Raw genomic sequence first — 11,207 nt, 5'->3', positions numbered from 1 at the left:
GCCAAGCGCCAAGCGCCAAGCGCCAAGCGCCAAGCGCCAAGCGCCAAGCGCCAAGCGCCAAGCGCCAAGCGCCAAGCAGCATGATGGCTCGGCCACCCCTAGCATCAACGCAAAGCCCCCGATGGATGCTTGATCCAGCGGGGGCTCATTCCAGCTCAGCACCTACCGCCCGGCACGGGTCAGCTTGGCGGCTCGGCGCTTGGCTGCTCGGTGTTGCCCGAAGGGCGCTTTGCGCTGCCCGAACGGCGTCAGCCCTTGGCGCGCGGCAGCTTGAGGAAGTGCACGTTGGAGACGTGCTGCAGGATGCGGATCACCTGGCAGCTGTAGCCGAACTCGTTGTCGTACCAGACGTAGACCACGGCGTTCTTGCCATTGGCGATGGTCGCCTTGGCGTCGACGATGCCGGCATGGCGGTTGCCGACGAAGTCGGTGGAGACCACCTCTGGCGAGTCGACGTAGTCGATCTGCTTCTGGTAGGGCGAGTCCAGCGACATGCGGCGCAGGAAGTCGTTGAGCGCCTCGGCGTCGGTCTCCTTCTCCAGGCGCAGGTTGAGGATCGCCATGGAGACGTTGGGTGTCGGCACGCGGATGGCGTTGCCGGTCAGCTTGCCGGCGAATTCCGGCAGGGCCTTGGCCACCGCCTTGGCGGCACCGGTCTCGGTCAGCACCATGTTGAGCGGGGCGCTGCGACCGCGGCGGTCGCCCTTGTGGTAGTTGTCGATCAGGTTCTGGTCGTTGGTGTAGGAGTGCACGGTCTCGACGTGGCCATGCTCGACGCCGAACTCGTCGTTGAGCACCTTGAGCACCGGCACGATGGCATTGGTGGTGCACGAGGCCGCGGAGAGGATGCGATCCTGTTCGCCGATGTCCTGGTGGTTGATGCCGTAGACGATATTGGCAATGTCGCCCTTGCCCGGGGCGGTGAGGATCGTCTTGGCCACCCCCTTGCACTGGATGTGCTGGCCAAGGCCCGCCTCGTCGCGCCAGATGCCGGTGTTGTCGACCACCACGGCATTGTCGATGCCATAGTCGGTGTAGTCGATCTCGGCGGGCGAGTCGGCGTAGATCACCCGGATGACGTTGCCGTTGGCGGTGATGGTGCGTGCCTCGGCATCCACGCTGATGGTGCCGTCGAAGGGGCCGTGCACCGAATCGCGACGCAGCAGGCTGGCCCGCTTCTCCAGGTCCTTGGCGATGTCGCCGCGGCCGCGCACCACGATGGCGCGCAGGCGCAGCAGGTTGCCGCCGCCGGCCTTCTCGACCAGCACGCGCGCCAGGATCCGCCCGATGCGACCGAAGCCGTAGAGCACCACGTCCTTGGGCTGCCCGTTGTTGCCGGCGGGGTCGTGGGCATCGACGATCTCGGCCAACTCGTCACGCAGGAAGGCCACCGGGTCGCCGCCGCGCGCCTTGTAGGCCACGCCAAGCTTGCCCACGTCGACATGGGCCGGGCCCAGGTTGAGCTCGGTCATCGCCTTGACCAGCGGGAAGGTGTCCTGCACGGAGAGCTCGGTCCCCTCGATCTTGCGCACGTAGCGGTGATCCTTGAGGATGCGGATCACGCTGCGGTTGAACAGCGACCGCCCGAACATGGTCACCACCACGTTGTTGCGGCGGTAGAGGCTGCCGATCATCGGGATCATCTGCTCGGCGATCGCCTGGTTGTCGTGCCATTCCTGGAAGACGGTATCGAGGGATTGCTGACTCACGGGTCACCTCTCCTTGGTAAGAACAGTGGGATGGGGATACACGGCTATTATCCGGGGCGGCACCTGCCGAGGCAATCGCAGGATGGTCGCAGCCGCTGTAGGCGTTTTACAGGAATGCCCCGCTGACTACAGGCCGGCCGCGAGGCTGGTATCATGCCCGTTCCTCTGCACGCCGCTCACGACCACGGTTGGGTAACCGATAGCATGCCGAACTTCTCGCCGCTCGACCCGCCTCGCCCCCAGGGGCTGCGCGACATTCTCTACTGGCAGACGCCGCCGGGCAGCGCCACCGCCCTGGCCCTGGCCCACCTGGCCGAGGACGCCCCGCTGCTGGTGATCACCCCCGACACCGCCTCGGCACAGCGCCTGGAGAGTGACCTGGGCTTCTATGGCCACCTGCCGGTGCTGCCCTTCCCCGACTGGGAGACGCTGCCCTACGACAGCTTCTCGCCGCACCAGGACATCGTCTCCGAGCGGCTACGCACCCTGCGCCGGCTGCAGGACGGCGAGCACGGCATCGTGCTGGCGGCCATGAACACCCTCATGCAGCGCCTGCCGCCGGTCGAGTACATCGCTGGGCGCGTGATGACGCTGGAAACCGGCCAGACCCTGGACCGTGAGGGGTTCCGCGACGCCCTGTCGCGGGCCGGCTACCGGGCCGTGGAAACGGTCTATGAACCCGGCGAGTACGCCCTGCGCGGGGCGCTGATCGACCTCTTCCCCATGGGCGCCGAGGCACCGCTGCGCATCGACCTGTTCGACGACGAGATCGACACCCTGCGCACCTTCGAGCCGGACACCCAGCGCAGCGCCGAGAAGGTCGAGCGCATCGAGCTGCTGCCCGCCCACGAGTACTCGCTGTCGCGCAGCGCCATCGCCTGCTTCCGCGAGGGCTTCGAGACCCTGTTCGACGTCGACCCTCGCCAGTGCCCCCTCTACGTGGATGCCCTCAAGGGCATTCCCTCCCCCGGCCTGGAGCAGTACCTGCCGCTGTTCTTCGAACAGACCGCCACGCTCTTCGAGCACCTGGCCGAGGGCACGCGGGTGGCCATGCTGCCCGGGGTGTTCGAGGCCGCCGAGCACCACTGGGCGGCCATCGAGAGCCGCTTCGAGAACCTCGGGGTGGACCCTACCCGGCCGCTGCTGCCCCCCCACCGCGCCTTCGTGCCCGTCGCCGAGGCGTTCGGCGCCATCAAGCGCCACCCCCGCGTGGCCCTGACCGACGATGCCGACCACCGTCATGCCGTGGCGCCGGCCACCCGGACGCCGCCGACGGTGACGGTGAATGCCCGGGCGAAGCAGCCGCTGGCCGAACTGGCGGGCTTCCTCGCCGACCACCCGACCACGCGGGTGCTGTTCGTCGCCGAGTCACGGGGCCGCCGCGAGGCCCTGGAGGAGACCCTGGGGCCGCTCAGGCTCGATCTGCGTCACGTGGAGGACTTTCCCGCCTTCCTGACCAGCGGCGCCCGCCTGGCGATCACCGAGGGCGAGATCGATGCCGGCCTGTGGCTGACCGACCCGGACCTGGCGGTGATCAGCGAGACCGAGCTGTTCGGCGAGGTGGTCCGCCAGAGCCGCCGTCGCGAGCGGGCCACCGATGACAACGAGATGGCGATCCGTCACCTCTCGGAGCTGCGACCCGGCGCTCCGGTGGTCCACCAGGCCCACGGCGTGGGCCGCTACAAGGGACTCGAGACGATCGAGGCCGGTGGCCAGGCCGCCGAGTTCGTGACCCTGGAGTACGCCGACGGGGCGCGCCTCTACGTGCCGGTGGACAGCCTGCACCTGATCTCGCGCTATGCCGGCGCCGACGACGAGCTGGCGCCGCTGCACCGGCTGGGCTCGGACCAGTGGGAGAAGGCCCGGCGGCGCGCCGCCGAGAAGATCCGCGACACCGCCGCCGAGCTGCTCGACATCTACGCCCGCCGCGAGGCCCGGGAGGGTTTCGCCTGCGCCCCGCCCGACGCGGAGTACGCCCGCTTCGCCGCCAGCTTCCCGTTCGAGGAGACTCCCGACCAACGGGCGGCCATCCAGGCCGTGATCGGCGACATGACCGCCCCGCGCCCCATGGACCGGGTCGTCTGCGGCGACGTGGGCTTCGGCAAGACGGAGGTCGCCATGCGCGCAGCCTTCCTGGCCGTGCACTCCGGCCGCCAGGTAGTGGTGCTGGTGCCCACCACCCTGCTCGCCCGCCAGCACTACGAGAACTTCCGCGACCGCTTCGCCGACACCGCGGTCAACATCGAGCTGATCTCGCGCTTCACCGCGGGCAAGGGGCAGGCCGCGTCCCTCAGGCGCATCGAGGAGGGCCAGGCGGACATCGTCATCGGTACCCACAAGCTGCTGTCGAAGAGCACCAGGCTGCCCCACATGGGGCTCTTGATCATCGACGAGGAGCACCGTTTCGGCGTGGCCCAGAAGGAGCGCCTCAAGAGCCTGCGGGCCGAGGTGGATATCCTGACCATGACCGCCACCCCGATCCCGCGCACCCTGAACATGGCGATGAGCGGAATCCGCGACCTGTCGATCATCGCCACTCCCCCGGCCCGGCGCCTGTCGGTGAAGACCTTCGTCCAGCAGCGTGACGAGGCGGTGATCAAGGAGGCGATCCTGCGCGAGATCCTGCGCGGTGGCCAGGTCTACTTCCTCCACAACGAGGTCAAGACCATCGAGACCGCCGCCGAGAAGGTGCGCGAGCTGGTGCCCGATGCCCGGGTCGGCGTCGCCCACGGCCAGCTCCCGGAGCGCTCCCTGGAGCGGGTGATGTCCGACTTCTACCACAAGCGCTTCAACGTGCTGGTCTGCTCCACCATCATCGAGACCGGCATCGACGTCCCCAGCGCCAACACCATCGTCATCGAGCGGGCCGACAAGTTCGGCCTGGCCCAGCTCCACCAGCTGCGCGGCCGCGTCGGGCGCAGCCACCACCAGGCCTACGCCTACCTGCTTGCCCCGCCGCCCGGGGTGATGAGCAAGGATGCCGTCAAGCGGCTGGAGGCCATCGCCGGTGCGGAGGACCTGGGCGCAGGCTTCACCCTGGCCAGCCACGACATGGAGATCCGCGGCGCGGGTGAGCTGCTCGGCGAGGAGCAGAGCGGCCAGATGGAGGCCGTCGGCTATGGCCTCTACATGCAGATGCTCGACCGGGCAGTGAAGGCGATCCGCGAGGGGCGCACGCCGAACATCGAAGCCCCGCTGGACCAGGGGGTCGAGGTCAGCCTCTACCTGCCGGCCCTGATCCCCGACGACTACCTCCACGACGTCCAGCAGCGCCTGGTGATGTACAAGCGCATCGCCAGCGCCGCCGATGAGGCCGAGCTCAATGAGCTCAGGGTCGAGATGATCGACCGCTTCGGCCTGCTGCCGGAGCCGGTCAAGACCCTGTTGCGCCAGACCCGGCTGCGCCAGCGCGCCGAGCGCCTGGGCATCACCCGCCTGGAGGCCGGCCCCGAGAAGGGCCGGGTGATCTTCGCCGGCCAGACCCTCGTCGACCCGCTGGTGCTCGTGGAGCTGATCCAGCGGGCGCCGGACCACTATCGCCTGGATGGCGCCGACACCCTGCGCTTCGAGGCGGCGATGGAGAAGGCGGAGGAGCGCTTCCGGACGGTGGAACAACTCCTCGACACGCTCAACCGCAAGGCCGAGGCGGCCTAAGGGCCGGAGAGATTGCACCGGAGTGGTGGCGGATGTCTACACGTCCGGGCGATACTATAGGGTGAGGACGCCCAGGATGGGCCCATCGCAGCCCCCGACCCACGGCAACCACGAGAACATGACGTCGATGAAGCACTCCTTCCCGCTCGGGCTCGCCGCCCGATTCGCCACCACGCTAGGGCTTTGCGCCGCACTGGCCACATCGCTCCAGGCCAGCACGGAGGAGTGGCCACGTGGCCACTACCCGCTTCCCGAGGAGGGAGACCTGGTCGGCGAGGTCTATACCGTCGTTGCCGAAAGCGGCGACACCCTGATCGATATCGGCCACGAGCACGGCATCGGCTACGAGGAAATGGTGCGCGCAAACCCGGAGGTCAGTATCTGGGCACCCTTCGAGGGCACCGAGGTGGTGATTCCCGGCCGCTTCATCCTCCCCGAAGGCTCCCGCGAGGGCCTGGTGGTCAATGTGGCGGAGATGCGCCTCTACTACTACCCCCCGGCCGACGAGGGCGAGACGCCGCGCGTCGAGACCTATCCCATTGCCGTCGGGCGCATGGACTGGAAGACCCCCCTGGGCACCACGCGCATCACCGAGAAGGTCAAGGACCCGGCCTGGTACCCGCCGGCGTCAATCCGCCGCGAGCATGCCGAGGCCGGCGATCCGCTCCCCAGCGTAGTGCCACCGGGGCCCGATAACCCGATGGGCACGCGCAAGATGCGCCTGGGTATCCCCGGCTACCTGATCCATGGCACCAACCGCCCCGAGGGCGTGGGCATGCGCGTGACCCATGGCTGCATCCGCATGCTGCCCGAGGACATCGAGGCCCTCTTCCCGCGTCTGCCCATCGGCACCCAGGTCACGCTGATCAACGAGACGCTCAAGCTCGGCTGGGCGGACGGCACCCTGCACGTCCAGGCCTACCCCTACCTGGACGAGGAGGACGGCACCACCATCCAGCGCATCACCGAGGCCCTCGACCAGGTGGACACGGCGACCGACGGGCTCGACTACCCGGTGGACTATGCCCGTCTTCGCGAGGTCGTGGAGGTACCACAAGGCATGCCCGTGGCCCTGGAGGTCAGCACTCCGGATCCCGCGCCTGAAACGCTCTGGGACCGCCTGGAGCTGATCGCTGCCGATACCGAGTCCCGCGAGAGCCAGGCCGAGGAAAGCTGAGCCTCTGCCGGCTTGATCGCGAAGAGGCAGCCACCCCATCGCGATGCAAGTCGAGGCGTCGAACCGTTCGCCCACAAGGCAGGTGCTGCCACAGGGTGAATAGCACACTTCAACCAAACGACAGGGGCCTCGCCGCTACCGGCGAGGCCCCAGTCTTGAAGGTCCTTCTACCGCCCTACCGGGCGGCGGAGAACGATCACTTGCGCATGGAACGCTCGAACATGCGGTTCATCTCTTCGCGGTTCTGCTCGGACATCTGCAGGGCCGCCTGAGCGTCACGCTGTGCCTGATTGGCAGTGTTCTGCGCCTGGGTGGCGATGCTGCGTGCTTCGGCAGCGTCGGCCTGGGCAGACTCGGCGGTCTGACGGACTTCTTCCAGAGCGCTGTTGGAAGCACAACCGGCCAGAATGGCCAGAGAGGCGGCAGCGGCGGTCAGCTTCAGGGTAGTCTTCAGAGTCATGGTGTTCTCCTTGAGTCTTCCTTGGATACTGCGTTGGTGTTGCCTGAACATCAGGCGTCCTGCGGAAGCAGGCCTACGTGCAGCGACTTCTGCTGCGAAGCACAGGAGTCAAACGCTGTTTTATAATAAGAAACGGCGCTTGTCCATAGCTTAGAACGTCCCTTGCGCATGTAAAGCCTAGCGGATCACGACGCGTGTGCCAATGTCGATCAACGACGACAGGCGCTCGACCTGCGGGTCGGTCACCGCCACACAGCCGTCCGTCCAGTGGAACCGCTGGTGGATGTCGGGATCCCCCTCACCGACGCCATGGATGCCGATGAAGCCGCCCAACACCGTATCCTGGGGCGGGTAGCCATGTCGACGGTAATAGAAAAAGTAGTCGTCATAGTCCTGCTGGCTGTAGACCCCGGCCTCCAGCGCCATGCGGGCATGGGTCGGGGTGGGGTAATCGAGCCCGATAAAGATGTGGAACTTGCTGCGGCGGTTGAAGCGATTGACCCGGAACTCGCCGAGCGGCGTGGCCCGGTCGCCCCGCTTGCGCTGCGGTTTCGCTCCCCCTCGGCCCAGCGAGATCGGCTCGAAGCGCTCGACAAGCCGGTTGCCACGGTAGACGCTCAGCGCCACCTCCTGGTCCTCGACCAGCACCCACAGCTCGCTGTCATGGCGGGGAACGATGGCCCGGGACAGCAGGCTGTCCATCAGGTTGGCAGACGCATTCGGCGCCAGCAGCAGCAGAGGTGAGCTCAGTGCCAGCAGGCCGAAGCGGCGACGGGAGAGATGCTTCATCGGTAACGTCTCTGGGGCATACGGGAAATGAAAGGCATCGGACTGACCGCCGTTATACCGCATTGACACCCGCCTGTCAGGAAGAAAGACAGGAACGCGATACAGGGGCCGCCTCCGGCCCATCAGGCAGGCAGGATGGCACCCATCCGGAAGACCTCGCGCAGGGTGGTGATGCCGGCGTCGGCCTTGGCCAGGCCATCGGCAAACATCAGGGTCTCGCCCCGCGCCAGCAGGGTGCGTCGCAGAACGGCGTCATCGGCATGGCGCAGCAACAGGCCGTGATCCTCCGGGGTGGGCTGCCAGATCTCGAACACCCCGGTTCGCTCCCGGTAGCCCAGGCCGTCACAGTGTTCGCACCCCACCGGCACCCACGAATGCTCGGGCACCTGGAGTCCCACCGCCTCGAGCCACTGGACATCCTGGGACGGTGTCGGCCTTTGCTCACGGCAGTGCTCGCAGAGCCGGCGCACCAGACGCTGGGCGATCACCAGGCCGAGGCTGGCACTGATCTCGGCATCCTCCAACCCCAGTTATCGCAACGTGGAGACAGCCCCGACGGCATCGCGACTGTGCAGTGTGCCCATCAGCGAGCGCCCGCTGCCGGCCACGCTGATCGCCGCCGCGGCGGAGCCGGGATCACGGATCTCGCCGATCAGCACGTAGTCCGGGTCCAGGCGCAGCATGGAACGGGTACCGGTGGCGAAGTCCAGCCCGTTCTCGGCATCCACCTGGATCTGGTTGATGCCGGGAATGGCATACTCCACCGGATCCTCGAGCGTCACCACGTGGCTGTCGGTGAGGCGCAGCTGGTTCAGCAGCGTATAGAGGGTGGTGGTCTTGCCGGCACCGGTGGGCCCCGCCACCAGCAACATGCCGCCGGTCGCGTCCATCCAGCGACGAATGCCCCGGGCCCCCTGCTCGCCGATCCCCAGCGAGAGGGTGTCATGGAAGGTCCTGGGGGGCGCGAGAAAGCGGATGGCCAGCTTCTCCCCGGCGACACAGTTCACGGCGGTGACGCGAAGGAAGGTCTCCTCACCACCCTCCTCGCCGGGCGGCCAGCTGAAGCTTCCTTCGCTGGCGACCCGCGAGGGCATGGGATCGAGCCTGGCGAGCACCTTGAACTGGTTGGCCAGTTGGAGGCCATCACCGACATCGAGGTCCAGCACATCGATGACCCGGCCATCAATGCGCAGGCGGACGCGCCATCGCTCTCGGGAAGGATCGAGGTGGATGTCGCTGGCTCGCGCGCGGATGGCATCCTCGAGCAGCACATGGGCCATCAGGGTGTCATCGTCAGGCCCGGGCGGGTCGGCAAGCAGGGCCTCGAGCCGCGGCAGGAGCCGACGCCCTGCCGCCTGGCGCTCCTCGGCCATCAGTCGTGACGCTCGACGATGAACTGGGACATGAGCTTGTCGGTACGGCCGCGCAGGTGCATCTCGGTGGTGTCGAAGGGAAAGCGATCGATGTAGTCATGGTTTAACGGGGGCTTGTGGACATGCACCAGCGCCGCCTCGAGCCGCTCGCGGTAGACATAGGTCGCCGCTGCCACGCTATAGCAGAGCACCTCCCCGGATTCCAGCCGGCTGGCCCACTCCCCGCGAAGCTCGTGGTGACGAATGCGCTGGCGCACGTCGCCGGACTCACCGATATAGAGCAGCCGCTCGATGCCGGGCTCGCCACCCTCTGCGGCCGTGCCGGCATAGACACAGAAGATCCCCGATATGTCGGGAATCTCGCCAAGCTGCTCGTCCGTCCAGTAGCCCAGCAGCTTGAGTGACAGGATCTGATCCGACATCGCCTTCTCCTCAGTAGTCCTCGAGTCGTTGCATGTCGCGGGCCAGGCGACGCACCTCGGCCTCGTGTCCGCTGGAGAGCGAGGCGAAGAACTCGCGCTCGGCCTCCGCGGTTGCCCGCTCGACACGATGAGCATACAGGTCCTGAAGCGTCCTGTGCATGGTCAGCGCCGTAGAGAGCACATCCTGGACGCTGTCGCACGATACACACTCGGTGAGACGATCGAGGGTGGGCGCATGGGGAAAGTCGGTTGGGTCGTCGAACCAGGTCTCGAGCACCTTGCGATGGTCGCTATCTTCCTCGAGGTAGTCGGCCAGCTCGGTCTGCATCTTGCGCTCGTGCTCGGCCAGGTACTCCAGGGCCATGCGAACCCGATCGCTCACCTCACCGGCAGCCAGCTGGTCGTACTGCTCCGCCAGCCCCCGGTGGTAGTCGGCCGCCCAGGCGACCAGTTCCTTGACCTGATGAAAGCGCATTGCGGCTCCTCCCACTGATGCCCAGACACGGGCAGATAGTCCATGTCTTCATCCTAGCCAAGCCGTGTCCATCACGCTTGACTCATATCAATGCCGTAGCAGACCGCCAGCGGTCGCCCGACTCGCCTCATTACGGGCACCGCGGCTTCTTCGGCCTTTCCCTGCTGCCACGAGCAGCCTGGCGCTGTTGCCGACCACGCTCAGCGAGCTCAAGGCCATCGCCGCGACTGCCACCTGGGGGGGAACCGCCATCCATGCCACCAGGGGTAACGCCGCACCGTTGTAGAGCGCCGAGAGCCAGAGGTTCTGGCGCATCACTCGCCGGGTCCGGCGGGCGATATCGATGGCGTCGCGCACCCCGCCCGGCCCGGGTCGCAGCAGTTGGATGGCCGCCGCCTCCCGGGCTGGCGTGCTGGCCTCCAGCGTCGCCACCCCCAGGCTGGCGGCGACCAGGGCCGGGGCATCGTTGATGCCGTCTCCCACGAAGAGCGACGGTCGGGGCAAGGCCTTCACCAGGGCGAGCTTCTGCTCCGGTGTCCGCTCGGCAAAGCAGGCCGAGCGCTGCAGTCCCAGCTCGGCTCCCAGACGCTGCACCAGCGCGTCGCGGTCCCCGCTGATCAAGGCCACGGCGAGCCCCTCGCGCCTCAGCGAGGCAAGCAGCGGCGCGGCCGCAGGGTCCGAGGAATCGGCCAGCCACAGGCTGCCGAGCCAACGCCGGCCAAGAGCCAGATCGACCCGAGTGCAAGCCGGAGCCTCCACGCTCCCCCTGGGCGGTACGACGCCCTCCGAAACCAGCCAGCCCGGCGACCCGATGCGCAGGGTGTCGTCCCCCCCGCCCCCCTCCGGGCACTCCAGCCAGGCGATGCGCCCCCCGCCGGGCCGCTCCTCGACCCGCCGGGCCGCTCCTCGACCCGCCGGGGCGCCTCGCCCTCCAGTAGCCCCGCGTCCAGGGCATGGCGGCGGATGGCCTGCCCCAAGGGGTGCTCGCTGACCCACTCCCCCCGGGCGGCCAGGCGCAGCAGCTCGTGCCGGGTCACGCCCGGGGCGGGGCTGAGGGAGGCCACCGAGAGCTCGCCCAGGGTCAGGGTTCCGGTCTTGTCGAAGGCGACGGCGCGCACCTGGCCGGCCTGCTCCATCGCGGCAGGGTC

The 11,207-nt window shown here is 67.8% G+C and carries 10 protein-coding genes and 1 pseudogene; 2 read left to right on the top strand and 9 right to left on the bottom strand.

All coding sequences use genetic code 11. The features are described from left to right. Positions 1–248 precede the first annotated feature (248 nt). Positions 249–1,709, bottom strand: a complete 1,461-nt coding sequence (locus tag SCI24_RS18840; protein WP_318726838.1) for a glyceraldehyde-3-phosphate dehydrogenase — start codon at positions 1,707–1,709, stop codon at positions 249–251. A 204-nt stretch (positions 1,710–1,913) separates the two neighbouring features. On the opposite strand from SCI24_RS18840, the gene mfd reads away from it, so the two are divergent. Beyond that, positions 1,914–5,363 carry a transcription-repair coupling factor gene (gene mfd / locus SCI24_RS18835; RefSeq protein ID WP_318726837.1) on the top strand — a complete coding sequence of 1,150 codons (3,450 nt, stop codon included), beginning with the start codon at positions 1,914–1,916 and terminating at the stop codon, positions 5,361–5,363. Positions 5,364–5,439: 76 nt separating this feature from the next. Then, entirely contained in the window at positions 5,440–6,540 is a 1,101-nt protein-coding gene (locus SCI24_RS18830; RefSeq protein WP_318726836.1) for a L,D-transpeptidase family protein, read from the top strand. Between the two features lie 196 nt (positions 6,541–6,736). On the opposite strand, the gene SCI24_RS18825 is transcribed toward SCI24_RS18830, so the two are convergent. The 8 genes and pseudogenes from SCI24_RS18825 to SCI24_RS21580 form a co-directional block, all read right to left on the bottom strand. Continuing rightward, positions 6,737–7,000 carry an Lpp/OprI family alanine-zipper lipoprotein gene (locus SCI24_RS18825; RefSeq protein WP_318726835.1) on the bottom strand — a complete coding sequence of 88 codons (264 nt, stop codon included), beginning with the start codon at positions 6,998–7,000 and terminating at the stop codon, positions 6,737–6,739. A 177-nt stretch (positions 7,001–7,177) separates the two neighbouring features. Further along, on the bottom strand, positions 7,178–7,789 hold the full coding sequence (locus SCI24_RS18820; RefSeq protein WP_318726834.1) for a L,D-transpeptidase: 612 nt from the start codon (positions 7,787–7,789) through the stop codon (positions 7,178–7,180). Between the two features lie 122 nt (positions 7,790–7,911). Then, on the bottom strand, positions 7,912–8,313 hold the full coding sequence (locus tag SCI24_RS18815) for a hypothetical protein (protein WP_318726833.1): 402 nt from the start codon (positions 8,311–8,313) through the stop codon (positions 7,912–7,914). A gap of 6 nt (positions 8,314–8,319) precedes the next feature. Then, entirely contained in the window at positions 8,320–9,162 is an 843-nt protein-coding gene (locus SCI24_RS18810; protein WP_318726832.1) for a GspE/PulE family protein, read from the bottom strand. Beyond that, on the bottom strand, positions 9,162–9,584 hold the full coding sequence (locus tag SCI24_RS18805) for a GIY-YIG nuclease family protein (RefSeq protein ID WP_318726831.1): 423 nt from the start codon (positions 9,582–9,584) through the stop codon (positions 9,162–9,164). The genes SCI24_RS18810 and SCI24_RS18805 overlap by 1 nt, the downstream gene beginning before the upstream one ends. A 10-nt stretch (positions 9,585–9,594) precedes the next feature. Beyond that, positions 9,595–10,059, bottom strand: coding sequence for a 2-hydroxyacyl-CoA dehydratase (locus SCI24_RS18800; protein WP_318726830.1), 465 nt, complete (start codon positions 10,057–10,059; stop codon positions 9,595–9,597). Between the two features lie 87 nt (positions 10,060–10,146). Further along, positions 10,147–11,055, bottom strand: coding sequence for an HAD-IC family P-type ATPase (locus SCI24_RS18795; protein WP_318726829.1), 909 nt, complete (start codon positions 11,053–11,055; stop codon positions 10,147–10,149). Next, positions 11,049–11,195 (bottom strand): annotated as a pseudogene (locus SCI24_RS21580) (hypothetical protein); the annotation flags it as partial. The gene SCI24_RS18795 and the pseudogene SCI24_RS21580, both read right to left, overlap by 7 nt. Between the last annotated feature and the right edge of the window lie 12 nt (positions 11,196–11,207).

This window comes from Halomonas sp., from assembly GCF_033549285.1.
Lineage (GTDB): Bacteria > Pseudomonadota > Gammaproteobacteria > Pseudomonadales > Halomonadaceae > Halomonas.
Note: the sequence above shows the minus strand (reverse complement) of the source record. Positions and strands in the feature narration are given on the sequence as shown.

Excerpts from the sequence above, each read along its gene's own strand:
- mfd (WP_318726837.1), top strand. The coding sequence starts at position 1,914 with ATGCCGAACTTCTCGCCGCTCGACCCGCCTCGCCCCCAGGGGCTGCGC.
- SCI24_RS18830 (WP_318726836.1), top strand. The coding sequence starts at position 5,440 with ATGGGCCCATCGCAGCCCCCGACCCACGGCAACCACGAGAACATGACG.
- SCI24_RS18825 (WP_318726835.1), bottom strand. The coding sequence starts at position 7,000 with ATGACTCTGAAGACTACCCTGAAGCTGACCGCCGCTGCCGCCTCTCTG.
- SCI24_RS18820 (WP_318726834.1), bottom strand. The coding sequence starts at position 7,789 with ATGAAGCATCTCTCCCGTCGCCGCTTCGGCCTGCTGGCACTGAGCTCA.
- SCI24_RS18810 (WP_318726832.1), bottom strand. The coding sequence starts at position 9,162 with ATGGCCGAGGAGCGCCAGGCGGCAGGGCGTCGGCTCCTGCCGCGGCTC.
- SCI24_RS18805 (WP_318726831.1), bottom strand. The coding sequence starts at position 9,584 with ATGTCGGATCAGATCCTGTCACTCAAGCTGCTGGGCTACTGGACGGAC.
- SCI24_RS18800 (WP_318726830.1), bottom strand. The coding sequence starts at position 10,059 with ATGCGCTTTCATCAGGTCAAGGAACTGGTCGCCTGGGCGGCCGACTAC.